This window comes from Pseudovibrio sp. Ad26 (genome assembly GCF_001623285.1).
Taxonomy (GTDB): domain Bacteria; phylum Pseudomonadota; class Alphaproteobacteria; order Rhizobiales; family Stappiaceae; genus Pseudovibrio; species Pseudovibrio ascidiaceicola.
In genome coordinates this window covers 235744-260736 of sequence record NZ_LMCE01000088.1, presented here as the reverse complement: position 1 = coordinate 260736, position 24993 = coordinate 235744, and the positions used below count along the sequence as shown (strand labels likewise).

25 protein-coding genes are annotated in these 24993 nt (G+C 50.9%); 14 read left to right on the top strand and 11 right to left on the bottom strand.

Annotated elements, in window-relative coordinates; translation table 11 throughout:
- The first annotated feature begins 106 nt into the window (after window positions 1–106).
- Entirely contained in the window at window positions 107–1195 is a 1089-nt protein-coding gene (locus PsAD26_RS18385) for a COX15/CtaA family protein (RefSeq protein ID WP_063305396.1), read from the top strand.
- Between the two features lie 130 nt (window positions 1196–1325).
- Here the strand turns inward: PsAD26_RS18385 and PsAD26_RS18380 are convergent, their stop codons facing one another.
- The 4 genes from PsAD26_RS18380 to PsAD26_RS18365 form a co-directional block, all read right to left on the bottom strand.
- On the bottom strand, window positions 1326–2609 hold the full coding sequence (locus PsAD26_RS18380; protein WP_063311599.1) for an O-acetylhomoserine aminocarboxypropyltransferase: 1284 nt from the start codon (window positions 2607–2609) through the stop codon (window positions 1326–1328).
- 319 nt (window positions 2610–2928) lie between these two features.
- Complete coding sequence (locus PsAD26_RS18375; protein WP_063301219.1) at window positions 2929–3369, bottom strand: CoA-binding protein; 441 nt, start codon at window positions 3367–3369, stop codon at window positions 2929–2931.
- Window positions 3370–3376: 7 nt separating this feature from the next.
- Window positions 3377–3832: a DUF3052 family protein gene (locus tag PsAD26_RS18370; RefSeq protein ID WP_063301210.1), complete on the bottom strand. Its 456-nt coding sequence runs from the start codon at window positions 3830–3832 to the stop codon at window positions 3377–3379.
- A gap of 21 nt (window positions 3833–3853) precedes the next feature.
- Window positions 3854–4684: an enoyl-CoA hydratase gene (locus tag PsAD26_RS18365; RefSeq protein WP_063301209.1), complete on the bottom strand. Its 831-nt coding sequence runs from the start codon at window positions 4682–4684 to the stop codon at window positions 3854–3856.
- Window positions 4685–4871: 187 nt separating this feature from the next.
- Here PsAD26_RS18365 and PsAD26_RS18360 point away from each other — a divergent pair, with 187 nt between their 5' ends.
- Window positions 4872–5330 (top strand): PaaI family thioesterase, encoded by a 459-nt coding sequence (locus PsAD26_RS18360; protein ID WP_063301208.1) that lies wholly within the window; start codon window positions 4872–4874, stop codon window positions 5328–5330.
- Between the two features lie 345 nt (window positions 5331–5675).
- On the opposite strand, the gene PsAD26_RS18350 is transcribed toward PsAD26_RS18360, so the two are convergent.
- Both PsAD26_RS18350 and PsAD26_RS18345 read right to left on the bottom strand, forming a co-directional pair.
- Window positions 5676–6551, bottom strand: coding sequence for a leucine-rich repeat domain-containing protein (locus PsAD26_RS18350; protein ID WP_063311597.1), 876 nt, complete (start codon window positions 6549–6551; stop codon window positions 5676–5678).
- 17 nt (window positions 6552–6568) lie between these two features.
- The gene (locus PsAD26_RS18345) at window positions 6569–7795 is read right to left on the bottom strand and encodes a hypothetical protein (protein WP_063311596.1); all 1227 of its coding nucleotides are present in this window, start codon (window positions 7793–7795) and stop codon (window positions 6569–6571) included.
- Between the two features lie 300 nt (window positions 7796–8095).
- On the opposite strand from PsAD26_RS18345, the gene PsAD26_RS18340 reads away from it, so the two are divergent.
- From PsAD26_RS18340 to PsAD26_RS18325, 4 genes are all read left to right on the top strand, one after another.
- Entirely contained in the window at window positions 8096–8572 is a 477-nt protein-coding gene (locus PsAD26_RS18340) for a hypothetical protein (RefSeq protein WP_208860425.1), read from the top strand.
- A 231-nt stretch (window positions 8573–8803) separates the two neighbouring features.
- Window positions 8804–9268 (top strand): 50S ribosomal protein L13, encoded by a 465-nt coding sequence (rplM, locus tag PsAD26_RS18335; RefSeq protein ID WP_057464394.1) that lies wholly within the window; start codon window positions 8804–8806, stop codon window positions 9266–9268.
- A 2-nt stretch (window positions 9269–9270) separates the two neighbouring features.
- Complete coding sequence (gene rpsI / locus PsAD26_RS18330; RefSeq protein WP_063311595.1) at window positions 9271–9747, top strand: 30S ribosomal protein S9; 477 nt, start codon at window positions 9271–9273, stop codon at window positions 9745–9747.
- 152 nt (window positions 9748–9899) lie between these two features.
- Entirely contained in the window at window positions 9900–10802 is a 903-nt protein-coding gene (locus tag PsAD26_RS18325) for an FkbM family methyltransferase (protein ID WP_208985753.1), read from the top strand.
- Window positions 10803–10805: 3 nt separating this feature from the next.
- Here PsAD26_RS18325 and PsAD26_RS18320 read toward each other — a convergent pair whose 3' ends face one another.
- Window positions 10806–11399, bottom strand: coding sequence for a DUF6653 family protein (locus PsAD26_RS18320; RefSeq protein WP_208985752.1), 594 nt, complete (start codon window positions 11397–11399; stop codon window positions 10806–10808).
- Between the two features lie 63 nt (window positions 11400–11462).
- Window positions 11463–13271 (bottom strand): class I poly(R)-hydroxyalkanoic acid synthase, encoded by a 1809-nt coding sequence (gene phaC, locus PsAD26_RS18315; protein WP_063311592.1) that lies wholly within the window; start codon window positions 13269–13271, stop codon window positions 11463–11465.
- A gap of 539 nt (window positions 13272–13810) precedes the next feature.
- Here phaC and PsAD26_RS18310 point away from each other — a divergent pair.
- From PsAD26_RS18310 to PsAD26_RS18280, 7 genes are all read left to right on the top strand, one after another.
- Window positions 13811–14140 (top strand): hypothetical protein, encoded by a 330-nt coding sequence (locus PsAD26_RS18310; RefSeq protein ID WP_208981015.1) that lies wholly within the window; start codon window positions 13811–13813, stop codon window positions 14138–14140.
- A 317-nt stretch (window positions 14141–14457) separates the two neighbouring features.
- Window positions 14458–15669, top strand: a complete 1212-nt coding sequence (locus tag PsAD26_RS18305; protein WP_063311591.1) for an LL-diaminopimelate aminotransferase — start codon at window positions 14458–14460, stop codon at window positions 15667–15669.
- A gap of 31 nt (window positions 15670–15700) precedes the next feature.
- The gene (locus PsAD26_RS18300) at window positions 15701–17026 is read left to right on the top strand and encodes a homoserine dehydrogenase (protein WP_057464399.1); all 1326 of its coding nucleotides are present in this window, start codon (window positions 15701–15703) and stop codon (window positions 17024–17026) included.
- A gap of 46 nt (window positions 17027–17072) precedes the next feature.
- Window positions 17073–18068 (top strand): class II fructose-bisphosphatase, encoded by a 996-nt coding sequence (glpX, locus tag PsAD26_RS18295; RefSeq protein ID WP_063297481.1) that lies wholly within the window; start codon window positions 17073–17075, stop codon window positions 18066–18068.
- 96 nt (window positions 18069–18164) lie between these two features.
- Window positions 18165–19997: a single-stranded-DNA-specific exonuclease RecJ gene (gene recJ, locus PsAD26_RS18290; protein WP_084403734.1), complete on the top strand. Its 1833-nt coding sequence runs from the start codon at window positions 18165–18167 to the stop codon at window positions 19995–19997.
- Window positions 19998–20066: 69 nt separating this feature from the next.
- Window positions 20067–20540, top strand: a complete 474-nt coding sequence (locus PsAD26_RS18285) for a GNAT family N-acetyltransferase (protein ID WP_063311590.1) — start codon at window positions 20067–20069, stop codon at window positions 20538–20540.
- On the top strand, window positions 20540–20983 hold the full coding sequence (locus PsAD26_RS18280; RefSeq protein ID WP_063311589.1) for a GNAT family N-acetyltransferase: 444 nt from the start codon (window positions 20540–20542) through the stop codon (window positions 20981–20983). Before PsAD26_RS18285 ends, PsAD26_RS18280 begins: the two co-directional genes overlap by 1 nt.
- Here PsAD26_RS18280 and PsAD26_RS18275 read toward each other — a convergent pair.
- Window positions 20975–21439: a GNAT family N-acetyltransferase gene (locus tag PsAD26_RS18275; RefSeq protein WP_063311588.1), complete on the bottom strand. Its 465-nt coding sequence runs from the start codon at window positions 21437–21439 to the stop codon at window positions 20975–20977. The genes PsAD26_RS18280 and PsAD26_RS18275 overlap by 9 nt on opposite strands.
- Window positions 21440–21616: 177 nt before the next feature.
- Here PsAD26_RS18275 and PsAD26_RS18270 point away from each other — a divergent pair, with 177 nt between their 5' ends.
- A complete protein-coding gene (locus PsAD26_RS18270; protein WP_063311587.1) occupies window positions 21617–22036 on the top strand; it encodes a DUF423 domain-containing protein in 420 nt (139 codons plus the stop codon).
- An 80-nt stretch (window positions 22037–22116) separates the two neighbouring features.
- On the opposite strand, the gene PsAD26_RS18265 is transcribed toward PsAD26_RS18270, so the two are convergent.
- Both PsAD26_RS18265 and PsAD26_RS18260 read right to left on the bottom strand, forming a co-directional pair.
- Entirely contained in the window at window positions 22117–24165 is a 2049-nt protein-coding gene (locus PsAD26_RS18265; protein ID WP_063311586.1) for a M3 family metallopeptidase, read from the bottom strand.
- A gap of 217 nt (window positions 24166–24382) precedes the next feature.
- Complete coding sequence (locus tag PsAD26_RS18260; RefSeq protein WP_208985751.1) at window positions 24383–24934, bottom strand: CAP domain-containing protein; 552 nt, start codon at window positions 24932–24934, stop codon at window positions 24383–24385.
- Window positions 24935–24993 lie beyond the last annotated feature (59 nt).

Here is a 24993-nt window from a genome sequence, read left to right as displayed (position 1 = left end):
GAATCTAGGTAATTTGTCTAGACTGCTGTGAGAATCTGCGTATTTTTCCTGATTTGGCTGCTGATCTGACATATATAGGGGCAAACGAATTCTTCGAATAGGTGTCATGTCTACTCCGTTCTACAGTTCAGATCTTTCTGCTCAAGACCTTTCCAACCGCAGGCAAATTCGTGTGTGGTTGCTGTTTATCTGCTTCTTGATTTTGGCCATGGTTGTTGTTGGCGGGGCGACTCGTCTGACAGAATCCGGTCTTTCCATCACTGAATGGAAGCCAATACATGGTGCAATTCCGCCGCTGAGTGCAGCTGAATGGACGGAGGAGTTTGAGAAATACAAACAAATCCCCCAATACAAGCTTCTCAATGAGGGCATGACGCTTAGCGAATTCAAGGCGATCTTTTGGTGGGAATGGGGACACCGGCTGCTGGGCCGGGTGATCGGGCTGTTCTTCTTTATCCCGCTTGTGTGGTTTTGGGCGCGAGGGCAGGTTCGTTCATGGCTTAAGCCGCGGCTTGTCGTTGCGTTCCTGCTGGGTGGATTGCAAGGGGCGATTGGCTGGTGGATGGTTGCTTCTGGTCTTGTGAACCGTGTGGATGTGAGCCAGTACCGTCTTGCTGTGCACTTGAGTGTGGCCTGTATTCTGTTTGCTTACCTCTATTATCTTGCTGGCGTTCTAAAGCGGCGTCCAGAGCTTGAGCGTGAAGGCTGGAATGTTTTTGGTGATGGTTTGTTTGGTGCATATGGCATTGTTGCCTTGGTGCTCTTTCAGCTGTTCCTCGGAGCACTGGTCGCAGGCCTCAATGCTGGGTTGACCTTTAACACCTGGCCGCTGATGGATGGACAGATTATACCATCAGGTTTGTTTGTCATGTCTCCTTGGTGGATCAACTTTTTTGAGAATGTGATGATGGTGCAATTCCAGCATCGCATGATTGCATATGTGCTGGTGATTGCTGTGTTTCTGCAGGGGTTCTATCTGATGCGCGGCAACAGAGAGGGCGTACTGAAGCGCAATGCCAGCTGGCTCATGGTGGCGATTGTTATTCAGGTGTTCCTTGGTGTTGTGACGTTGCTTGGCATGGTGCAGATGGATCGCGCACTGGCGCATCAGGCGATGGCTCTTATCGTTCTGGCGCTTGCCGTCGAGCAGGTTTGTCTGCTTCGCCGTGAGAAAGAAGCTGCATTGAGAAGATGATTCAGTTCGTCTGATTAAGTGTTTGATGTGGAATCGAAAAAGGCGCCTTGTGAGCGCCTTTTCTTGTTATGTGATCACCGCTTGCAGATTGATTCATTTATCAATCATACTGCATTGAAATATATAGGTATTATGCCTTTTCAAGGGCTTGTTTCAGGTCTGCGACGATATCGGCAGCATCTTCAATGCCGATGGAAAGGCGAACAACATCAGGGCCCGCTCCAGCGGCTGTCTTTTGAGCGTCAGACAGCTGGCGATGTGTTGTCGATGCTGGATGGATTACGAGTGAGCGAGTGTCACCGATGTTGGCAAGATGAGAGAACAGCTCCAGACCTTTTACCAGTTCAACGCCTGCCTCATAGCCACCCTTCAGGCCGAAGGTGAAGACAGCGCCTGCACCCTTCGGGCAGTATTTCTGATGTGCCTGATGGAATGGGTCATTGGCAAGGCCTGCGTAGGAAACCCAGCTGACAGCTGAGTGGCTCTGGAGGAACTCAGCGACCTTCAAGGCATTGTCAGAATGCTTTTGCATGCGCAGTGCTAGTGTCTCGATGCCTGTGATGAGCATAAAGGCATTTTGTGGAGAGATAGCAGGGCCGAGATCCCGCAGGCCGAGCACGCGACAGCAGATCGCAAAAGCGATGTTGCCGAAGGTCTCAAACAGTCGCATATCGTTGTATTCTGGGCGGGGTTCGGTCAGCATTGGATACTTGCCGGAGGCAGCCCAGTCGAATGTACCAGCGTCAACAATTGCGCCGCCCATGGAGTTGCCATGTCCGCCCATGAACTTGGTCAGGGAATGCAGCACGATATCTGCACCATGCTTGATTGGCTGACAGAGGTACGGGGTCGCCATTGTGTTGTCGACGATGAGCGGGACACCAGCTTCTTTGGCCACTGTTGAGATGCCCTCGATATCCATGATCACACCGCCCGGATTGGCGATACTTTCGATGAAGACGGCACGAGTATTTTCGTCGATCTGGTCTGCGAAGCTTTGTGCGTCCAGACCCTCGGCCCATTTCACATCCCAGCCGAAGCTTTTGAATGAATGGTTGAGCTGGTTGATGGTGCCGCCGTACATGCGCTTAGAGGCAACGATGTTGCAACCGGGGGTCATGAGGGCGTGGAAGGCCAGAAGCTGTGCTGCATGGCCGGACGCCACGGCTAGAGCTGCAGTGCCGCCTTCCAATGTTGCCACGCGCTCTTCAAGAACAGCGGTGGTTGGGTTTGTGATGCGGGTATAGATGTTGCCAAATGCTTGCAGGCCGAACAGGGACGCTGCGTGGTCTACATCCTCAAACACGAAAGATGTGGTCTGGTAGATTGGTGTTGCGCGCGCGCCTGTGGTTGGGTCTGGTTTCGCGCCTGCGTGAATTGCAAGGGTATCAAAGCCTGGGGTGTGATCGCTCATGAGGCAGTCCTTTCAATGCGCTTGCAGGATGGAGCGGTGCTGCGCAAGGTGCATGCTTTGCAATTCCTTGGAACAGGCGCGTCATTCTCTGCTGAAATTTATATAATTTCCCGCTAGGAACTATGAGGGGGCAACCGGAGGTTGGCAAGCGCAGATGAAAAGATGAGCGTGCTTCACTCTTGCAGAAAGCTCAAGCAACTTGACGACTATTTGATGCTTGAAATTCTGTTCGCTTCTACTTGGTGAGATTGGAAAATCGTTCTAACTTATCGGATGCGCTCTCAATTTTCGCGGCATCGAGAGCGCCTTATAGGAGTGTTTAGCTGGCTGCAACTGATGCCAGACGTGGAATTTCGATCTTAGGGCAGCGATCCATTACCACTTTGATTCCCTTGTCTTCTGCTCGTGCTGCTGCGTCGTCGTTTCTCACACCCAGCTGAAGCCAGATTACTTTGGGATGGGTTGGCAGAGCGATTACCTCATCAATGACACCGCCAGCCGCTTCTGAATTGCGGAAGACATCTACCATGTCGACAGGTTCTGGAAGGTCAGTCAGGGAAGCATAGACTTTTGCGCCTGCGATCTCGGTTCCGGCCTGACCGGGATTGATCGGATAAACGGTATACCCTTCTTCCAGCAGGTAGTTCAAAACGCGGAAGCTGGCGCGTTCTGGCTTGTTGCTAGCTCCAACCAATGCGATTGTCTTGGTGCCTTCCAAAATGCCTTGGATGTAGCTGTTTGCATAATGATCGTGATTCATGTTCTTATCAACTTTCTGCAATTTCCTTGGCTGCCAACTGCATTCGTCTGTGCTCTGCACGCAGCTCCTTGCGAATAACAAGCTTGAGGCCGGACCAGACTGCGTCAATCGCACAAACCTTGATATCGACCAGCCCCATAGGCAAGCAAACTTCTCTCACCGTATCTTCTGTCACCTGTGAGGGGACTTTGGATGCCTTCTTGGGCCATGACACCCAGATCATACCGCCTGCATTCAGTTTCCTGCGCAGTTTATTCAGCAGATCTGCTAGCTCGCTTTGACCCGTTACAAAAATATGGGCAGTGTTTACGCCGTTTTCCAGAGTAGGCAGGAGGACTAGATCGTCAACTCCTGCTGCAATTTCATCGGAGACGGTTTGTGGCATGTTGTGCCACCAGCAGCTCATGCCGGGTTTCAGACCTAGCTTTTGAGCTAGTGATCTTTTTGAATGCCCGGCTGTCATGTGCGGCTCCCTACATCTTGATCAGCTGTCTTTCCAATCTGGTGTGCGTTTTTGAAGGAAGGCGTTGATGCCTTCTTCTGCGTCATTGGCCAACATGTTCTCTGCCATGACCTGAGAGGTGTAAGCATATGCTTCTGCCAATGGCATATCAGCCTGCTTGTAGAATGCTTCCTTACCGGTTTTGACTGTGAGGGCTGATTTAGACGCAATCACTTCAGCGTATTTCTGAACCACGACTTCCAGATAATCGGCTTGCACCACCCGGTTGATCAGCCCGTATTCCTTCGCGGTGGAGGCATCAATGCTTTCACCGGTCAATAGCATTTCCATGGCTTGTTTGCGGCCAATGTTGCGGGTGAGAGCTACCATTGGGGTGGAGCAGAAGAGGCCGATGTTAACGCCCGGGGTACAGAAGGTTGCTGTATCCAGTGCTAATGCCAGATCACAGGAGGCAACCAACTGGCAGCCTGCTGCTGTTGCAACGCCAGTTACAACGCCGATGACTGGCTTTGGAAGGTTCACGATCTTCTGCATGAGCTCAGCGCATTGATCGAATGTCTGCTGATAGAAGGCTTTGCCGTCATCTGCTTGTGCTCGTGCAGCTGTTAGCTCTTTCAGGTCGTGACCTGCGCAAAAGACTTTACCTTCAGCACCGAGCAACACAACGCGCACTTCCGGGTTTGCTGCCGCTTCATCCAGCGCGGTGCAGAGCTCTTTCATCATGGCCATGGACAGAGCATTCATGCGCTCCGGGCGCTGCATGACGATACGCTGAACACCATTGTGCAGCAGTTTGCCAAGCATTGGGCGTTCTGCTTCGCTTTGATCTTTAGTGGTGCCTGCGTCAGACATGGTGGTTCTCCATAGTACTGTAAATAGTCGTTGAGATGCCTTTAGCAGGCTATCGGGCCTTGATTAAGTGTTAAATCACAGAGTGAACAAAACTTGAGCCTAGCGCAACGGTTTAGAACTTTTGTTCATCTGGTAAATCATGGAGCCATATTTCAATATGTCGGCTTGCGTGAGGAGGAGGGACTTCATGACCAGTGAGGTAGCGGCGCCTGCTGTTAAGTTTAGTCCGGCAGAGCTGACGGAATTTCTGGACAAGGCATTTCCGCAGATGCACGCGTTAGGTCGTGCACATTTCATCGATGAAATTCTACCGGGAAAAGCAATTGTCAGGCTCAAGGCCGGGGACGCGCATTTGCGTCCTGGTGGTACTGTTTCTGGCCCTTCGTTAATGGCTCTGGTTGACTATGCGGCCTATGTGGTTCTGCTGGGCAATATGGGGCTTCATGCACTTGCTGTGACCACTAACATCAATATCAACTTCCTACGCAAAGCTGAAGCTGGTGAGATGATCGCCACGTGTCGCATCCTGAAGGGCGGCAAGCGTCTTGTCGTTATGGATTGTGAAATCACTCGCCAAGGCAGCGATGATCTGATTGCCCATGCCACAGCGACTTACTCCATCCCTCCGGCCTCGTTCAAGGGATAGGATGCGTGTTTTTTGTTGTCCAACTGAGTTGTTGGGCAACCATTTTGGATCTTTCGCCACATTGGATTGTTGAGTGCCATTTGGCATTGAGCCAGATAGGCAGTGCCATCTACATAGAGACAGGAAAAATCACCCAGTTCGATCCGAATGCCACGGTTGGTGCAATAGCAAGCTGGTTGCTTGAACAGACTACGAGGGCGTTTGCGGAACTTGCTTTCTTGCGCGTTAGCATTCCAAGCCCAAACCAGCAAAAATGATAGGGTGAGTAAGAGATAGCGATGCATTCCCCATGATAATATTTAGGACATACGTCGCTACCACTGTTTTTTAGGGGCACTTTAAAGGTCAGAGATAAATCAGAGTGCCTTGTGCGCGCAGGATTTCAAACCACTCCGGCTCTTTGGTCAGGCGTGTCCAGCGTAGGTCCAATTTGCGCAGACTCTTCAGGTTGCTCATGCTGGAGGGTAGCTCCTCCAACGGGTTTGCCCTGAGATCTAATTGGTAAAGGTTGGGAAGGTCTCCAAATCCTTCTGGGAGCTGAGAGACTTGATTGTTGCGGAGGTCCAACACTTCGAGCTGATGCAACTTGCCTACGTCCTCAGGAAGTTTTGTGAGAGCGTTGTTGCGCAAATAGGCCTCTCGCAAGGATGAGAGATCGGAAAAACTCAGGGGAAGTGCACACAAGCCATTGCCGTAGAGTCTCAACTCTTTCAGACTTTGCAGGTTCCCAATGCTCTCCGGGAGATGCGCGATGGTGTTGTCGGTGCAGCCGAGATACTCAAGAGCAGAAAGATCACCAATACTTTTCGGTAGCTGCGTCATGACTGTGTTGCTGGCATAGAGCACACGCAGTTTCTTCAAAGCGCCTATCTTTGCAGGAAGATGTTCCAGTGCTTGGTGGCTGAGGTCCAAGATCTCCAGATTTGGCATGTCACATAGGCTGTCGGGCAGTTGTGTCAGCTTGCATCCGTAGATGTAGAGTTCCTTCAGGGCCTGCAGATCAGAAAGATTCTGCGGTAAATCGCTGATTGGATTTTGTCCCAGATAGAGGCTTCGCAAGGATCTATGATGCAATAACTCTGATGGGAAACGATCCAGCTTGCACTTTGTCAGAGCGATATCCGTCAGTCTGCTGTCGGACTGAACGGCGCATGGAGTTCCATCTTGTCGATGCCTGATGCTCTTGAGACGTTGATACTGAGTTGAAGCCTGCGTGATCATGGGAACCTGAAATGTGCTTAGTGGAGGTACTGTTGTTGTAGCGTCGAAACAAGCTGCTTCGAAAGCGTAGTTTTCAGGAGATTGATTGTGCCCGACGACAATGTCGCATCATTAGATGCTGCAGACTTTATTTGAGGCAGAACCTCATCGAGTGATGTTCCTGCCTTCTGCAATTCCTGATCGACTGCCAGCCAGAATGCAGCGCCTTTCATATAGAAAAGAGGATAGTAGCTGGAGTTATTCTCCCGCGTTACATTGAGGTGGGCTTCATAAAGGCCTATTGCCGCATGGGGGTAGTGCTCTTTAAAGGTTTGCCATTGCTCCATTGGAGTTTTTGTTTGCAAACCTGCTTTTTCCAGTGATTTATAGCCGTAATACTGAGCAAGGCTCTCAGATATCCAGAGTGGGTAAGGTTGGGTTGCAAGCATGTGAAACAGTTCGTGGGCGGAGACCCAATGAAGTTTTGCGATGCTGTCGTTTGTGGTTGGGCCATCTGTTACTGCAAAATTGGCGAGGAACGCTTGTTTGCCAGCAGCACCGGCTGTTTGCCTCAGTTCCTTGTCGATTGCGACCCATACAAGGTCGATATAGTTTGGTGCATTCTCCTCAGAACCAAGCACTTCTTGCAGGTATTCAAGTTGCTGTTGAAGAGCGAGCAGGTTCTCAGCTTTCATGGTTGAAGTTGGGTCATCTTTGAAGAGTGTGAGCGCCGTTTGTCCAGTTGCCAGCGTTTTGGTGGACTTCCCCCATGTGAGGATCAAAGGTGGTTGGTTTGGTGCAGGCAGAGGGTTGCATTTGATTGCATATGTCTTGCCATGGACTTTACCGCAGACCTCTACTTTAGAGATACCTTCGAAGCGAGGAATGTCATTCCACTCCGTCAGGCTCCACCACCCGGCAGGAGAGTAGAGGTTCTGTTGATTGGCAATGGCGTTAGGGGCGGCCTGCACATTCTGGAAGGTGACAGTCCACTGTAGCTCACGACATGAGAATTGCTCTTCATAGGCAACGTTGGCTTTTTGAATGCCATCACAGAGGAATTGGATTGCGGAAGTCTCTGTGTCTCCTCGAAGAGTGCGGGGCTTCAGCAACTTGATTTTTTGCGGAGTTGGAAAACTCACTGTTGCAGTTCCGCTCATGGGGGAGGCTACGTCAGCTTCAATTATGATCTGAAGTGGTGGCGCATCAGCAAGAGCAGGGGTTATGAGTAAGAACGAAATAAGAGAGAAAAGGGGAAGGTGCATTCAAAAATCTCATAGTTGAGAAAAACAATTTGGGATTGAACAATCGATTCGATAGTTTCCGCACGGAAATGTGTTCATCCCATGTTATCCAATGCATGAGGCACGTGCTCCGTAAGACTGCACTGCGTTGAAGTGCCTACAACTCTCAGCTTATTGAAATTTTTAAATTAAATTTGCCTGAAAGTTGAATTGTCTGTTGATCCAAAAGCAAAAAGCCACTTAAAATTCAGGGACTAAAGCCAAAGGCCGTTTTTTGATGGATGGGAGACCTGAGAAGACGGCGTGTGGGGAGGCAGGCTTGTGTTCTATCGTGCGTTTTTCGGTTTCATTCTTGATTTCCTGTTGGTGCCACTCCGCTTTGGTACGCTGCTCGCCACAATCGGCTATATCGGCTTTCTAGCACTGAACATCCTCTTGATTCTGGCTGTTCCAGCGTTCTTTGATCTCTATGTGGTTAGTGAGCCTCGGGTCTTTGCTGAATTCCGCGATACGATGTTCTATCTGGATACGGCCTTCATTGGAGATCCAATCGTCTTCGTGAGCCTTGTGTTCTTCAATCTTCTGCTGGCAAATGCCACGTTGACGACACGCCTGACCCGAAGCCGCTGGCGGTTCTTTTATCCGGTTCATTTCACACCCATCAATTTGCGCGAATATCGTGTGGCTCTTGCAGGTTTAGGCTATTATGTCAGCTGTTACAGCGCCAATTGGGTCTTCTATGAATTGCAGGTGGATGATCTTATTCTGACTGCTGCACGCGCGGCAGGTGTCTCCTGAGGTGCAAAACCCTCAGATTCATGCGGAAAAAGTGTGGTATTATAATACCTATTTTGTATCATATTGATTTTATTGACTAATTTGCTTGAGTGTGTGTTTTTTTGTTCTTGACGTTGTGCCCAAGCTCGCGTATCTACCCGTTCCTACACGGAGCTATCACGTTTAGCTGCTCTTTCGGGCCTGAACGAATTTCTCCCAAGAATTTTAACCGTCAAAACTACGGTAGATCTTATGAAGACTCATTCCACTAAAGTGGCTGAGGTCGACAAGAAGTGGATCTTGATCGACGCAGAAGGCGTTGTTGTTGGCCGTCTGGCAGCATTCATCGCAAACCGTCTGCGCGGCAAGCACAAGCCGACCTACACACCACATATCGACGATGGCGACAACGTAATCGTTATCAATGCAGACAAAGTTGTACTGACTGGTAAAAAATACCAGAGCAAGAAGTACTACTGGCACACTGGTTACCCTGGCGGTATCAAAGAGCGCACTGCACGTCAGCTGATCGAAGGTCGTTTCCCAGAACGCGTTCTGGAAAAGGCTATTCAGCGTATGATGCCAGGCGGACCTCTTTCCCGTACACAGCTGCGTAACCTGCGTGTTTATGCTGCTGCAGAACATCCGCATGATGGCCAGTCTCCAGAAGTGGTAGACGTTAAAGCCATGAATCCTAAAAATGCGAAGAGGGGTTAATTATGTCTGAGCTACAGTCCCTTGAGGAACTGGGCGGCGCAATCGCCCCTACCGAGAACGAAGCTCCTGTACATGTTCAGAAGCTCGACGCACAAGGCCGTGCATACGCAACTGGTAAGCGTAAAGACGCTATCGCTCGTGTATGGATCAAGCCAGGCACCGGTAAAATCGTTGTAAACGGCAAAGAGTACTCTGAGTATTTCGCTCGTCCAGTACTTCAGCTGATCCTGCGTCAGCCAATCATGCTCACCGAGCGTGATGGCCAGTACGACATCAACGTTACTGTTGCTGGTGGTGGTCTTTCCGGCCAGGCTGGTGCTGTTCGTCACGGTATCTCTAAAGCACTTACTTTCTACGAGCCAGCACTGCGTCCGGTTCTGAAGAAAGAAGGCTTCCTTACTCGTGATAGCCGTGTTGTTGAACGTAAGAAGTACGGTAAGCGTAAAGCTCGTCGTTCCTTCCAGTTCTCCAAGCGCTAATACGCGATACTGGAAACAGTTGTGCGGAAAGGGCTGCCATTTGGCGGCCCTTTTTGTGTTTGAGCTCTCTGTCTTGCCGTGGGTGAAATTGCAGAGTTGTTGCGCCGAGGGATACCTGCCACGTTTGTGCGAAACTGCGGTGGAGATGTGCATTGATCCAGTGGTCGCAAAAGTTCTTGTCGGCATTCCTAATGGCGCTTGTTCCGCACAGGCGAAGTGGGACGCTGGCTCGTCTTGCGTTGCGGTTGGATAAGAAAAACCTGAGCGCTTCGAGGGTGCTTTATCTGAAAGAGCATAAGGGCTTTTCCAATATGAGGCGGTTGGAAGAGTTTCTGCGAGTTGGCTTGGTTGATGAGCAGCTTGCGCGATTGAGTGAGCGGTATTTCTATTATTGCCGTGCACAACGTTTTCAGGAGTTGCATTTCCTGAAGCAGTTTCCATTCTACGAGAAGCAAAAGGGCTTTTTTGTAGAAATAGGCGTTGGAGATGGAACGCATCTTTCCAACAGCTTCCTTTTTGAAAAGGCATTGGGCTGGTCTGGTTTGCTTGTGGAGCCCAATCCAGATTGCTGGGAGCAGATTTCCTCGGGGCGTGATGCTGATCTGGATAAGAGGGCGGCTTGGAGTTCAGGTGGAGGGGCGCTTCGCTTCTTTTGTGCTGATACTTTCGAGTACTCTGGAATGCTCTCAGTCGTAGGGCAGGGGACAAAGCCGGGGCGTGAGATTGAGGTTCCGATTGCTCGGACTGAGGATATTCTGGTTCAACACAATGTTCCTGATCATATTCCCTTCATATCCATTGATACGGAGGGAACTGAGCTGGAGGTCCTCAAAGGAATAGATTTTTCGCGCAGAACCTTTGACTTCTTATGCGTTGAGCACAATCATAATTCAAAGCAGCAAGGTGCCTTAATTACCTTTATGAAATCGCAGGGATATGTAATCGTCCAGCCCGAATGCTCCGGAGCAGATTACTGGTTTGTTTCAGAACAGAGGCGTGTTTCGTCTGTTTCTGCAAAGCAAGACGATTATAGTGCGCCCTTGTTGACTGACTAAGACTCAGCTCGCTTTTGCTTTCAGGCTGTTGTCGTTGACTGGAATGTTGCGCCAGCTCTTGTAGAGCGGATGAGCATTTTTCATATGCTCGAAGACTTTTACCATCACAAACAGTGAGGCGAGCTTTGCGAGGTAGGCGAGGATGCCGCCCGTAAGCATAAGCGGAAGATTGTTGGTGGTTGCTGCCCAGATTGCTGTGCCAACTGCGATTAGACCGATGACAAGAAGAGCGAGTGCTTTTTGATGATAAGGGGCTGGAACCGGAACAAACATCCGGTTTAGCCACATTCGCTCACCTAGTATCGCCTTTTGCAGCCAGGTTTGAGCGCCAATTGCTTTTTTGCCAAAAGGTGGAATGACCCAAACCCATGCAACAGCTGCAAGTGATAAGGCTAATGCCCAAAACCAGCCTAGTACTGGTTGATACCACAAGGGCGCAAGCAATGCAGGAAGCACAAGGCATCTAACCAAGAGGTTTTTGGGTTTGTTCATGCGCGTAAGTGCTGCGCTTTGGGTGTTCAGGTGCCGAACATGTCGAGGATCCCAGCCGCCGATCTTTCGCGGTTGCATTTGTGATAGCTTAGGATCTCCTGCCACGTTGTCCTCCATTCATTCCGTGAGAACAAGCGTGGCGTCGAGCAGACTCACTGCGTGTTCTCTTTATATGCGCACCTTAACATAACTGCCTGGTGCATCTTCCAAAATTTTTGTGCGACGTGCGCCCGGGTTGCGTGCTTTTACCTGATTATCATCCTGAGATGTAATCCATTTTTGCCAGTGTGGCCACCATGATCCCGGTGTTTCAGGTGCATCTTGCATCCAGTTTTCCAGAGCGCCCTCTGGCTTACTTCCTGTCCAGTACTGGTATTTCTCTTTGGATGGCGGGTTGACGACGCCAGCAATGTGGCCTGAGCCACTCAGAACGTACTCTACGGGACCACTAAAACATCCGCAGCCTTTAAATACGGATTTTGCAGGTGCAATGTGGTCTTCTTTTGTTGCCAGATTATAGATCGGGATTTGGACATCGCTCAGATCGAGGTTTTGCCCGGCCAGTTCCATTTCGCCTTTCGCAAGTGCGTTCTTCTGATAGCAATTGCGCAAGTAGTAGGAGTGGTTGGCTGCCGGCATGCGCGTACTGTCCGCGTTCCAATAGAGCAGGTCAAACGGGAATGGATCTTTACCGCGCAGATAATTGTTGACGACATAAGGCCAAATCAAGTCGTTTGAGCGCAGCATGTTAAAGGCCGTCGCCATTTTGGAGCCGTCCAGATATCCTTTCTCGCCCATGCGATGTTCAAGAATTTCGATCTGCTCTTCGTCCACAAACACCTTCAGGTCGCCTGCATAGGTGAAATCCACCTGAGTGGTCAGGAAGGTTGCGGATGAAATGCGATCTTGCTCTCCGATTTTGGCAAGGTAGGCGAGGGTAGCAGCCAACAAAGTGCCGCCGACGCAGTAACCAATGGCGTTGACGGTCGTCTGCTGTGTGGTTTTGCGAATGCGCTCCAGAGAGTTGAGAATGCCGTCGCGCATATAATGCTCAAAGCTTTTTTGAGCCTGCGTCTCATCCGGATTGATCCACGAGACTACAAAGACAGTATGGCCTTGATCGACTGCCCATCTGATGAAGGACTTTTCCTTGTTAAGATCAAGAATGTAGTACTTGTTGATCCAAGGCGGAACAATAAGGAGCGGACGTTTGAGAACTGTTTCTGTCGTTGGTGTGTATTGAATCAGCTGGCAAACATCGTTCTGTTCTACGATCTTGCCGGGTGTGACAGCAACGTTCACGCCAACTTCAAACTTGTCCGGGTCAGTCTGACGGATGCGTAGGTCTCCGTGACCGGCCTTGATGTCTTCTGCGAGCAACTTCATGCCCTTCACCAGATTGCCGGCGTTGGACGACATGGTCTCGCGCAGCAGCTCCGGGTTGGTGAGGATGAAGTTGGACGGCGACATGGCATTGGAGATTTGCTTTATGTAAAAGCCCGCCTTATGGCGCGTGTGGTCATCCAGTTCATCGGCGCCTTCGGCAAGTTCTTCAGCCCAGTTGCTCGTTTGCAAGTACATCTGCTTGATGAAGTCGAAGAAGTTGTTGTCGTCCCACTGACTGTCTTTAAAGCGCTTGTCAGTGTTGGTGGGGACGACGATTGGTTCTCTTTCCTCTCCAGCCATGCGCTGGAGCGTGGAGTTCCAGATGTTCATATATCCAGACCAGAGCTTGGTTTGAGCTTCTATGGCGCGGGAAGGGTCTTTCATCCAATAATTACCGACCTCAGCGAGTGTCTTTACCACTGCGTTGAGTTCTTCGGTGCCACCGGATGCTGCTTCGCCTTTTTCGCGAGGCTCCAGATAGGCTGCCAGAGCCTTGCCGCCATTCTCGGCGATCTCGGAGAGGTTCTTGGCAAACTCCTCAGGATTATTGAGGATGTACTGCAACATTGGATTGGTGTCTTCACCGGTCATTTGCCTGCTCAGTCCTCGTATCTGGTGTCTGATTAATACTCGCCAGACCCAATAGTATTTGGTGTGCGTGATCGTGCTCAAAAATATGCCACATACACTCATGCGTAATGGGGCGGTGTCTTAGCCTACAAAAACGGCATAATGAGTATATCCCTAAGAATTTTGACAGGCACGTGAAAATCCATGCTGATTGTCTTAGTCCTTAGGTGGATTCTTAGTAGGTATTTAGCAAGTAAAGTGATCTTGCGGAACTGTGAGAAGTTTTGGGTTATTCTTAAGTTTTATGGATGAGTTCAACTCTTGAGGAAAACTCGGAATACTCCGAATTCTAATAGTATTTCTTCTTAATATTTATCGGTTATGGTTTGAGTATATCGTGTTCTGTGTTCAGTAAATGACAGCTGCCCTAGAGTAATAAACTATGTGTTGTTAACAGGGTAATATATGTGGACTACGGATGACGCAACTGCTAAGTGCATTTTTAATAAAGTTATGTGCGCTGCTTTTGTGTCGTCATCAGATAAAACGCGAGGTTCCAGATGTTGCTTAAGTTTCAACGAGTTTGCTGTGCAGTTGTGCTGGCAGGTTTTGTTGGCGGTTGTGCATTTGGCGAATCTTTGACGGTTTACGAGGCCATCGAAAAAGGCAACGGCGCAAAGCAGACTGGTGTGGCTGAACTGCCGCCAGAAGTTTCCAGCGATTTGCTTTCCCCAGAACAGCGTGCGGCTTCTGAAGCCAATCTGCTTGCAATCTCCTCTGAGAGTAAGCGCAGGGCAGGTCTTGGTGGGAGCTTTGAGTCCAGTGCAGAACAGCTGAAAACGATTGCTGGTGAGCAGGCTGAGCAATCTCAGGATGTGCAGGCGCAATAATCTTTCGCCATGTTTCTAATGTGGTGAGTGCACCTTTAGTTGTGCATTTTGTGCGAAAGCCGTCTAATTTCTCAAGTTGAAATTGTAGGTCCCGTTGTTAGTCGCAGAATCCTGCGGCTTTTTCTTTGGATTTAAAGTTTCACATCTTCTTTGAAAACTTTAAAAAAATGTCGGTTTTATCCCTCATGAATGATGCGAAAAATGTTCGCACCTGCTAAAAGGCCGTGGAAACTTGGCTGAAATGACTCGGGACCAAGTTTGAACAGAAATCAAAATATAGCTTGAAACGCTAAACTGAAGAAAGTGAGGCTCGCGTCATGGACGACTTTCACAAGACACGCCGGCTCCCGCCCTATGTCTTTGAACAGGTCAATCGTCTGAAAGCCAAAGCGCGAGCGGCAGGCGCCGATATTATCGACATGGGTATGGGCAACCCAGATTTGCCTACTCCGCAACATATTGTCGATAAGCTGGTGGAGACTGTTCAGAACCCGCGCACACATCGCTATTCCGCATCCAAAGGGATCCCGGGACTGCGTAAGGCACAGGCTGGCTATTATGAGCGTCGCTTTGGTGTAAAGCTAAACCCAGATACGCAAGTTGTTGCGACACTGGGGTCCAAGGAAGGGTTTGCCAACATGGCCCAGGCGATTACCGCGCCGGGCGATGTGGTGCTTGTCCCTAATCCATCCTATCCAATTCATGCATTTGGCTTCCTGATGGCAGGTGGTTCACTGCGGTCTATCCCGGCAACTCCGGGTCCTGAGCTGTTTGAGGCTCTGGAGCGGGCTGTGGTCCATTCCATACCGAAGCCAATTGCAATTATTTTGTGCTTCCCAGCGAACCCGACAGCAAGTGTAGCTGATCTGGACTTCTATGGCGATGTGGTTGCGTTCGCGCGTAAGCACGAAATCTATGTGCTTTCTGATCTGGCGTACTCCGAAATCTACTTTGGTGATGTTCCTCCTCCGAGCATCCTACAGGTAGAGGGGGCAACGGATATTGCTGTTGAGTTTACCTCTTTGTCCAAAACCTTCTCCATGCCGGGGTGGCGTATGGGCTTTGCAGTTGGTAATGAACGTCTGATTGCGGCTCTTGCTCGCGTGAAGTCCTATCTGGATTATGGTGCGTTCACTCCAATTCAGGTGGCAGCTGCGTCTGCGCTGAACGGATCAGATGATTGCATTCGTGAAACACGCGAGATCTATAAGAAGCGCCGTGATGTGTTGATCGACTCTTTTGGACGCGCCGGTTGGGATATTCCCGCTCCGGAAGCATCTATGTTTGCCTGGGCTCCAATTCCAGACCAGTTCAAACATTTAGGGTCTTTGGAGTTCTCCAAGCTGCTTATTGAAAAGGCAGATGTGGCGGTTGCTCCGGGAATCGGCTTTGGTGAACACGGTGAAGGTTTTGTACGTATCGGTCTGGTTGAAAACGAACAGCGTATCAGGCAGGCCGCACGTGGCATTCGGAAGTTTTTTGAAGACGCGGGCAGCAATTCTGAGGAATTGAGCAAATCGGGCGCTTAGGCGCCCGCCCACCTAAAGATACTGGGTATTTATGACTGATATTTTGAAAGTTGGCGTTGCTGGTCTAGGAACCGTCGGTGCTTCGTTGGTGCGTATCCTCGAGGCCAAGGCGAATGTTCTTGCCAATCGATGTGGCCGACCTATCAAAGTAGTGGCTGTGAGTGCTCGCAGCCGCTCTAAAGATCGTGGTGTTAATCTGGATGGATTGACCTGGTTTGAAGATCCCGTTGAACTTGCCAAGTTCGACGGGATTGATGTTTTTGTGGAGCTGATTGGTGGTGAAGATGGTCCGGCTGAGGTGAGTGTTCGCACTGCGTTAGAGACTGGAAAACACGTCGTCACAGCTAACAAAGCGCTCCTGGCGAAGCACGCGGTTGCGTTCTCACACCTTGCAGAAGCCAAAGATGTGAGCCTCAACTATGAGGCCGCTGCTGCTGGTGGTATTCCAATCATCAAGACCATGCGTGAGAGCCTTGCGGGCAATGATGTGTCCCGCGTTTACGGCATCATGAACGGCACTTGTAACTACATCCTCACGCGGATGGAGCAGGAAGGCTTGTCGTTTGCTGAGTGTCTTGCTGATGCGCAGCGTCTTGGATATGCGGAGGCTGATCCAACCTTTGACATCGAAGGGTTTGATACCGCACACAAGCTTGCTCTGCTGACCAGCCTTGCGTTTGGCTGTGAAGTGAATGCCGATGCGATCTATGTGGAAGGGATCACTTCCATCACGACGGCTGACATTCGCGCTGCGGATGAGCTGGGTTATCGGATCAAACTGCTGGGTGTTGCTCAGCGTACTGATACAGGGATCGAACAGCGCGTGCATCCAACTATGGTGCCGAAGTCTTCTGCGATTGCCCGCATTGATGGTGTGCTGAACGCTGTTGCTGTTGATGGTGATGCAGTTGGTGAAGTGGTGCTGGTCGGTCCGGGTGCTGGCGGTGATGCAACAGCATCCTCTGTGATCTCCGATCTTGTCGATATTGCACGTGATGTTTCTCTGCCGGTGTTTAGTCAGTCTGCGACAACACTTGCAGATTATGTTCCAGCGCGTATGCGAGCGCATGAAGGTGGTTATTACATTCGTCTGGCTGTGTTGGACGTAGCCGGTACTTTCGCCACAATTGCGCGCTGTATGGCGGACAAAGGGATCTCACTTGAGTCTATTGTCCAACGTGGACCGCATTCCAGAAATGATAAGGATGGTGTAAGCGATCCTGCAGCACCGCGAAGTGTTATTCTTATCACGCATGAGACCACTGAACTGGCTGTGCGCGAAGCTCTGGATGCGATTGCTGCTGAAAAAGTAACATCTGGTAAGCCTCAGATGTTACGAATTGAGAACCTGAAATAATACTTCCTCACGTTTAACGTGAATACAGGACACCCGAGAGGTTTAAATGGCGGATAGTCATCAGGACGCAACTGACGTTCTTGACCGTATTCTGACACTGGAACTTGCACGCGTTACGGAACGTGCTGCTGTATCTGCAGCACGTCTTCGTGGACGGGGCGATGAAAAGGCAGCTGACCAGGCTGCTGTGGACGCAATGCGCCGCGAACTGAACCAGCTGCCAATCGACGGTACCGTCGTGATTGGTGAAGGGGAACGTGATGAAGCGCCAATGCTCTACATTGGCGAAAAGGTTGGCACCAAAGACGGGCCAAAGGTTGATATCGCACTTGATCCGCTGGAAGGTACCACGATCTGTGCGAAGAACATGCCAAACTCCATTGCTGTTATCGCGCTGGCACCAGAAGGCGGTTTGCTGAACGCACCTGACAGCTACATGGATAAGATCGCGATTGGTCCGGGGTATCCTGAGGGTACCATCGATCTGGATCGCCCAATTCAGGAAAACCTTACAGCTGTTGCGAAAGCAAAGGGCTGTGAAGTGAAAGACGTAACCGTCTGTGTGCTGGACCGTCCGCGTCACGCCAAGCTGATTGACGACATCCGCGCTACCGGTGCTTCCATCTTCCTGATTGGTGATGGTGATGTTGCTGGCATCATTTACACCACTGACCCTGAAGAGACCGGTATCGATCTTTATGTTGGTATTGGTGGTGCACCTGAGGGCGTTTTGGCTGCTGCAGCTCTGCGCTGTATTGGTGGTCAGATGCAGGGCCGTCTGGTGATCACTCGCGAAGAGCAGGTTGAACGCGCAGGCCGCATGGGTATTGACGATATCAATCGCAAATACACCATGGAAGAAATGGCTGGCGGAGACGTTCTGTTCGCTGCGACCGGTGTAACAACTGGTAACTTCCTGAAGGGTGTGAAGCTGGGCCGTGATAACATCACCACCCACACTGTTGTGATGCGCTCCACGACCGGCACTGTTCGTTTCATTGAAGCGAAGCATACACAGCTGGAAAAATTCCATCTGGATTGATTTAGCGCTTCCTTCAAGCTAGATAAACAGAGTGGGCGGGTGTGTTGAGCACTCGCCCCTTTTGCTTTTATACGAGAATCCGGGCAGTTTCTTTCTATGGTTATGACGTTGGATGCAACCAATGCCGAACGGCGTGTCGTTCTTGGTGTCAAAAAGTCTTTGAGTGCACGTATGTGGCGTGAGCGGCTTGATGATCAGGGGCTCTCACAAGCACTTGCCATTGCTCAACGAACAGACTTGCCTGAGGTGGTGGGACGAGTGCTTGCCGGGCGCAACGTGGCGCTGGAAGAGGCTTCCGGGTTCTTAAATCCTTCCCTTAAAGATCTGATGCCGGATCCGTCGAAACTGGTGGATATGGACAAGGCCTGCGCGCGCGTTGCTGACGCGTTGCAAGCAGGCGTCAAGATCGCGATCTTTGGAGACTACGATGTTGATGGGGCGACGTCCTCTGCTTTGCTCAAGCGCTACCTGATGCAGCTTGGAGCAGAGCCGGATGTCTACATCCCGGATCGTATTATTGATGGCTACGGACCCAACCCGACAGCAATCAATCAGCTTCATGCAGGCGGAGCGCGATTGCTGATTACAGTAGACTGTGGTTCCACCTCGTTTGAAGCGTTTGATGAAGCTAAGCGGATCGGGTTGGAAGTGGTGGTTCTGGATCACCATCAGGTGGATGAGAGCTTTCCGGAAGTTCATGCTCTGGTGAATGCCAATCGGCAAGATGATTTGTCGGGGCAGGGCCATCTGGCAGCTGTGGGTGTCACCTTCCTGTTTCTTGTTGGTTTGAACCGAGAATTGCGGCGGCGTGGTGCTTTTGCGCAGCGTGCAGAGCCGCGCCTTATGGATTTACTGGATCTTGTTGCACTTGGAACGATTTGTGATGTGGTACCGCTTAAGGGGTTGAATCGCGCCTATGTGGTGCAGGGGCTTAAAGTGATGGCACGGCGTGAGAATGTCGGGCTGTCGTGCCTTGCTGATATTTCCCGGTTGAGCGGAAAGCCGACGCCGTACCATCTGGGCTATATGCTTGGGCCGCGCATTAACGCGGGTGGACGAATTGGCGATTCAGCTCTTGGTATGAAACTGCTTTCCTCTGATGACCGGGCTGAGGGGGAGCGCATTGCAGCGACGCTGGAACGGCTCAATCAAGAACGTCAGGCCATGGAAGCTGTGATGCTGGAAGAAGGCGAGGGGCAAGCATTTCAGAAAATGGAGGTCACTGTTCCTCCTGCCGTGCTTTTAACGGGAGCAGACGGCTGGCATCCGGGCGTTGTTGGGTTGATCGCTTCGCGGTTGAAGGAGCGTTACCGCCGGCCTGCTTTTGCTATGGCGTTTAATGAAAAGGGTTTGGGCACTGGCTCAGGCCGTTCAATCATTGGTGTTGATCTGGGCTCTGCGGTTCGTGCAGCTGTTGAGGCGGGTTTGCTCGTCAAAGGTGGTGGGCATGCGATGGCGGCAGGGCTTACCATTGAAAAGGAAAAAGTGCCTGAGTTTGAGGCCTTCTTGACGGAGCAGCTGAGTGAAGATGTGGAGCAGGCCTCTGCTGACCATGAACTCACTATTGATGGTGTGCTGACGCCTGCCGGTGCAAATCTGAGCCTGCTGGATATGCTGGAACAGGCAGGGCCTTATGGGGCCTCGCACGCAGAACCTGTCTTTGCCTTGCCATCTGTGCCGATCAAATTTTCCAAGGTGGTTGGACAAGGCCATGTGAGTGTGACGCTTGGCGGCAATGAGGGAACAAACCTGAAGGCGATTGCTTTTAAAGCGGAAGACCAACCTCATGGAAAGGCGCTCTTACAAGCCCGCGGCAAGCCCCTCCATATTGCTGGTAGTTTGAGTGTTGATACGTGGCAGGGGCAAGCGAAACCATCCTTACGCATTATTGATGTGGCAGACCCGACCCGAGGGCAATACGGAGCATAAGTCCGGGCTCATTGGATTGTGTCAGCTTGCGTGAGATGTTTAGTCTTCTCCATCTAAGGAGGCCTGAACTTGAATATTATCAGGGCCAGAGCACAGCATATTTCGGAGATGAATGAGATTATCCTCTCAGCGAAAGGCCATTGGGGTTATTCGCAGGAGATGATGGATGTCTGGCTGCCTGATCTGATTGTTGATGAGGTTGTTCTGGCAAGCAGGCATTTCTGGGTTTTGGAAACTGAGGACCGGATTGCTGGTGTCTTCTCAATTTCCGTTGATGCAGAGCAGTGCTGTGAGCTTGAAGATTTTTGGGTCTTACCGGAATTGATGGGTAAGGGAGCCGGGCGGATTATGTTTGGTTTCATACAGAACTGGCTGCAAGCTCAACAGATGTCAGAATTGGTGATCGTATCTGATCCTCACGCCAAAGGGTTTTATGAGCGTATGGGAGCAGAAGAAGTGGGGTATCAACCTTCGCTTCCTGAAGGGCGAAAACTGCCTGTCATGCGATATGTTTTAGAACCAAGACCACCCAGGACAGTGTGATGGACTTTCGCAGGTATCAAACGGCTGACTATGACGCATGCCTTGAGATCTTTAAGGGCAACGTTCCCAAGTATTTCATCGAGTCTGAGCTGGAAGAATACAGCCTGGACCTGAAGAGCCTTGATGATCCATACTATGTGGCCGAGCAAGATGGGCTGGTTGTTGCTGCTGGTGGGTATTGCCTGAATGCTAAAGGAGTGGGGCTTACTTGGGGTATGGTGCGCCGTGAACTGCACGGTCAGGGGATTGGCAGAGCGCTTGTGCAACTCCGGCTTGCGCATATTGCGGAAGACTATCCAGATCAGGCGGTTTACATCGATACCTCGCAGCATACACGTCCCTTCTATGAGAGAATGGGGTTTGTCGCTGAGTCCGTTGAGACGGATGGCTATGGGCCCGGACTGCATAAGGTGCTGATGAAGCGGCCTGCTGTTTCAGCTTAATTGCTTGCGGAAAATATCTACTCCATTCACGTCATTTTCGATGCACTGCCACCCCAAGCCTTCATAAAACCGGTGCAAGCTTAGTTTTGCGAAGAGGTAGAGGTGTGTTGTGCCATCGTTTAAAGCGAGTGCCTCCAGCTCTTTTGTGAGCCGGGAGCCGATGCCTTTGCCTTGATGCTCTGGGGCGACCCATAGGGATGCCAGCCATGGTGAGTACTGCGGGCGCTTGCTCATATCTGATTGCACCAACATGACCATGCCAAGGAACTCGGTCTGGTTGTGTGCGATCAATGTTGTGGGAATGGATTCTTTGTTGAGGCTCGTGCGGAGTTCCTCATAAACATCTTCAATCGGGTGGCCTTCCTCTTCCCACCATTCCAACCACATGCCTTTTGCTGCTGGCTCGAGGAACTGAGGAACATCAGCTAGTTTCGAGATACTCAGAGATTCGTGCATCGTCTTCCTCTATACAGTTTGAAGAACTATATCTCAGTGGCAACTTTCGTCAGCTATTAAACATCATGGAGTGCTGCTGAGGTTTTTTGCAAACTTTACTGGCTATCCTATATGCAGTTGATGCGTGTTTGTGTTTCGCGCAGAATGTGATTTGGAATTGAGATTTAAGGAGCAGCTATGCCGGACAGTGCAAGTGAAGCGGCGCCCGTTCACCAGCCTCGGATTAGACTTGGTCAAGGGCTTGGTCTTGGATTGGCGCTTGGCGGGTTTTGCGGTGTTATCGCCCTTTTGACTTCAGCGGCAAGCTCGCATGCAGTCGATAACCAGTATCTTGGTATTATCTCTCAAATCATGATGATGCATGCAGCGGCTTTCGTCGGCTTGGGGGTTGCTCACGGGATTACAGGCTCAAAGGGCATTGCATTTGCCATGCTGTTGCTGTTTGCCGGTGTTGGTTTGTTCTGTGGTGATCTGGCTCAGCGCTTGTTTGTCGGTGAGAAGCTGTTTGACTTTGCTGCGCCTACGGGTGGCATGCTGATGATCCTTGGCTGGCTGTTTGTTTTCTTAAGTGGTCTCAACCGGATGATGAGAGGCTAGCCTTCTCCTTTTGAGTTCTCATAATAAAGGGCGAACCAACTGGTCCGCCCTTTTTGATATCTGACTTGGTTCTCTGATTTTTAATTGACCAGTCCGCGGCCTTTAAGAAGCGGCTCAATGGATGGCAGTTTACCGCGGAAATCCATGTAAGCTTTTGCCGGGTCCTGAGATCCGCCTGCTGCGTAGATGAATTTCTCCAGTTTGGCTGCTGTATCCGCGTCAAATGCATCGCCAGTTTCTTCAAACGCTTCAAACGCGTCGGCATCCATAACTTCTGACCAAAGGTAGCTGTAGTAACCTGCAGAATATCCGTCTCCCGCGAAAGCGTGGAGGAGGTGTGGAATGCGGTGACGCATGATGATCTCTTTTGGCATACCTATGCCCTTGAGGATCTTCTTTTCCATCTGAGCGGGATCGAGATCGTCGAGCTTATCTTCTTTATGGATCGCCATATCGACAAGGGCAGTGGCGAGGTACTCGACTGTCGCAAAGCCCTGGTTGAAGTTTGCAGCAGCCAGCAGACGTTCCAGAAGCTCTTCTGGAATGACTTCACCGCTCTGGTAGTGACGGGCATACTTTTTCAAGATTTCCGGTTGATCCAGCCAATGTTCAAAGAGCTGGGATGGCAGCTCCACAAAGTCCCGCGCCACGCTGGTGCCGGAGACAAGTGGGTGCGTTACGTTGGACATGAGGCCGTGCAGGCCGTGGCCAAATTCGTGGAACAGAGTGCGGGCATCATCAAAGGTAAGCAGGGTTGGCTCACCCTCAGGTGCTTTTGAGAAGTTCATCACATTGACGATGATTGGGCGGACGTCACCTTTCAGCTTCTGCTGTGAGCGGAAGGCGCTCATCCATGCGCCGGAGCGTTTTGACGCGCGGGCAAAGTAATCGCCAATGAAGATGCCGAGATGGTTGCCGGTTTTGTCAAAGACTTCAAAGACACGCACATCCGGATGATATACGTCTTGCCCCTTCAGCTCTTTGAAGGTGAGGCCGAACAAACGGGTTGCGGTATAAAAGGCCGCTTCGATCATCTGATCCAGCTGGAAGTACGGCTTGATCTCAGCTTCATCAAGATCATGCTTGGCGCTGCGGACCTTCTCGGAGTAATAACGCCAGTCCCACGGAGCGATCTCGATGTTGTCGCCCTCAGATTGCGCCATATCCTGCAGGTCAGCAGCTTCTTCCAATGCGCGTGCTTTGGCTGGTCCCCAGACATTGGAGAGCAGGTCATCCACTGCACCAGTGTTTTTTGCCATGACATCATCCAGCTTGAATGCTGCAAAGCTCTCGAAGCCAAGGAGTTTGGCTTTCTCATTGCGGAGCTGCACTGTCTCACGGACGATGGCTGAGTTGTTTGTTTCACCGGGATTATCACCGCGGCTTGCCCAAGCATTGAAGGCTTCCTCACGCAAATCGCGGCGTTTGGAGAACTGCAGGAACGGTTCAATAGAAGAGCGGGAGAGGGTGATGGCGTATTTGCCCGGTTCTCCGCGTTCGTCAGCAGCAGCACTTGCGGCTTTTACGAGGAACTCCGGCAAACCTTCCAGATCGCTTTCGTTTTCCAATACGAGTTTGTAGGAGGCTTCATCCGCCAGAACGTTTTGCGCGAAGTTGGTGCCAAGTGTTGCGAGACGCTCATTGATTTCCGCGATACGGGTTTTGCCATTGGCGTCCAGACCGGCACCTGCACGATGGAAAATTGCGTAATAACGCTCCAGCACACGGTCCTGTTCAGATGTCAGGTTCAGCGTGTCTTTCTTCGCCATCAGCGTTTCAATACGCTTGAAGAGGGTAGGGTTCAAATACTTCTTAGTGCTGTAGGCCGCCAGTTTTGGCGAAACATTGCGCTCAACTTGCTGCAGGGTTTCATTGGTGTCTGCAGAGGAAAGGTTGAAGAATACGCTTGCGACCTGCTCCAGAGCGTCTTCGGCCAGCTCCAATGCTGCGATGGTATTTTTGAAAGTTGGTTCTTCAGAATTTTGAGCAATGCGATTGATGTTGTCTTCGCCTGCCTTAAAGGCCTCTTCAAATGCGCCCTCAAAGTCTTCCGGCTTGATCTGTGCGAACGGGGGAAGTCCAAACGGGGTTTTCCAGTCTTGCAGAAGAACCTTTGCGGTCTCGCTCATATTAAATCTCCGATGAAATTCAAAACACAGGCTGGACTCGGGCCATTTAGGAGGAGAGCCAGACTGCTTTAAATGAAATTGTGGACGCGTATTCCCTCAAGGAGGCAATGCCTCTTCATGGGAATGCGCGCTGGAAATGTGAATATGGGTGCGAATTGCAACTGCGTAAAGGAAGCGGGGTGAAAATTCCCCTAATCAATTCTCGACGCAAGGGAAGTTACTGGACTGGGAAGGGCAGCGAGACAGTTGTGAAACCTGTTGCTGTCACTGGTTTTTGAGGGGCAGCGAGTGTCATGACCCAAAAATTCTGGTAGGTGCCGTCTGCTCGGTTTGTGCGCGCTATGCCCATATGGGTGACGTTTTTGTTGAGCAGGTTTTTGTTGTGATCGGGAGAGGTTTTCCAGCCTGTCATTGCCGCAGAAATGTTTGCGTAGCCTGCGCCCAGATTTTCTGCGCCTGCAAAGGATTTGTAGCCGCCGGTCTGAGTGCGGCTGATGAGGCTGGAGGAGGAATGGCGTCTGGTTTTGAGCGAATCCAGTCGGGCGATGTGATCGGCCATGTCTTGAGAGACTTCGCTGAGGTGTGGGTCCAGTTTGATCGGCGGCAGGGAATGCTTCGCACGCCATGCATTGGTCTGGCGCAATGCTTCGTTTTTGTTGATCGCAATCTGAGACAACTCAACCTTTGAAGTCTCCATACCCAAGCCAGCGCAGCCAGCAAGTGTTCCTGCCAGCAGCAAGGCTGCCGTCGCCTTTAATTCCAAACGCACGTGTGTAATCCCGAAATGCCCGATTAGTTCCTCTCATCTTAAGCGTGAAATTGGGCCGA

Excerpts from the sequence above, each read along its gene's own strand:
- PsAD26_RS18365 (WP_063301209.1), bottom strand. The coding sequence starts at position 4,684 with ATGTCTGACGCAGGCACCACTAAAGATCAAAGCGAAGCAGAACGCCCA.
- PsAD26_RS18345 (WP_063311596.1), bottom strand. The coding sequence starts at position 7,795 with ATGCACCTTCCCCTTTTCTCTCTTATTTCGTTCTTACTCATAACCCCT.
- phaC (WP_063311592.1), bottom strand. The coding sequence starts at position 13,271 with ATGACCGGTGAAGACACCAATCCAATGTTGCAGTACATCCTCAATAAT.
- PsAD26_RS18370 (WP_063301210.1), bottom strand. The coding sequence starts at position 3,832 with ATGACAGCCGGGCATTCAAAAAGATCACTAGCTCAAAAGCTAGGTCTG.
- PsAD26_RS18300 (WP_057464399.1), top strand. The coding sequence starts at position 15,701 with ATGACTGATATTTTGAAAGTTGGCGTTGCTGGTCTAGGAACCGTCGGT.
- PsAD26_RS18380 (WP_063311599.1), bottom strand. The coding sequence starts at position 2,609 with ATGAGCGATCACACCCCAGGCTTTGATACCCTTGCAATTCACGCAGGC.
- PsAD26_RS18270 (WP_063311587.1), top strand. The coding sequence starts at position 21,617 with ATGCCGGACAGTGCAAGTGAAGCGGCGCCCGTTCACCAGCCTCGGATT.
- PsAD26_RS18375 (WP_063301219.1), bottom strand. The coding sequence starts at position 3,369 with ATGAATCACGATCATTATGCAAACAGCTACATCCAAGGCATTTTGGAA.
- PsAD26_RS18360 (WP_063301208.1), top strand. The coding sequence starts at position 4,872 with ATGACCAGTGAGGTAGCGGCGCCTGCTGTTAAGTTTAGTCCGGCAGAG.
- PsAD26_RS18265 (WP_063311586.1), bottom strand. The coding sequence starts at position 24,165 with ATGAGCGAGACCGCAAAGGTTCTTCTGCAAGACTGGAAAACCCCGTTT.
- rplM (WP_057464394.1), top strand. The coding sequence starts at position 8,804 with ATGAAGACTCATTCCACTAAAGTGGCTGAGGTCGACAAGAAGTGGATC.
- recJ (WP_084403734.1), top strand. The coding sequence starts at position 18,165 with ATGGTTATGACGTTGGATGCAACCAATGCCGAACGGCGTGTCGTTCTT.
- PsAD26_RS18350 (WP_063311597.1), bottom strand. The coding sequence starts at position 6,551 with ATGATCACGCAGGCTTCAACTCAGTATCAACGTCTCAAGAGCATCAGG.
- PsAD26_RS18280 (WP_063311589.1), top strand. The coding sequence starts at position 20,540 with ATGGACTTTCGCAGGTATCAAACGGCTGACTATGACGCATGCCTTGAG.
- rpsI (WP_063311595.1), top strand. The coding sequence starts at position 9,271 with ATGTCTGAGCTACAGTCCCTTGAGGAACTGGGCGGCGCAATCGCCCCT.
- PsAD26_RS18385 (WP_063305396.1), top strand. The coding sequence starts at position 107 with ATGTCTACTCCGTTCTACAGTTCAGATCTTTCTGCTCAAGACCTTTCC.
- PsAD26_RS18275 (WP_063311588.1), bottom strand. The coding sequence starts at position 21,439 with ATGCACGAATCTCTGAGTATCTCGAAACTAGCTGATGTTCCTCAGTTC.
- PsAD26_RS18310 (WP_208981015.1), top strand. The coding sequence starts at position 13,811 with ATGTTGCTTAAGTTTCAACGAGTTTGCTGTGCAGTTGTGCTGGCAGGT.
- glpX (WP_063297481.1), top strand. The coding sequence starts at position 17,073 with ATGGCGGATAGTCATCAGGACGCAACTGACGTTCTTGACCGTATTCTG.
- PsAD26_RS18305 (WP_063311591.1), top strand. The coding sequence starts at position 14,458 with ATGGACGACTTTCACAAGACACGCCGGCTCCCGCCCTATGTCTTTGAA.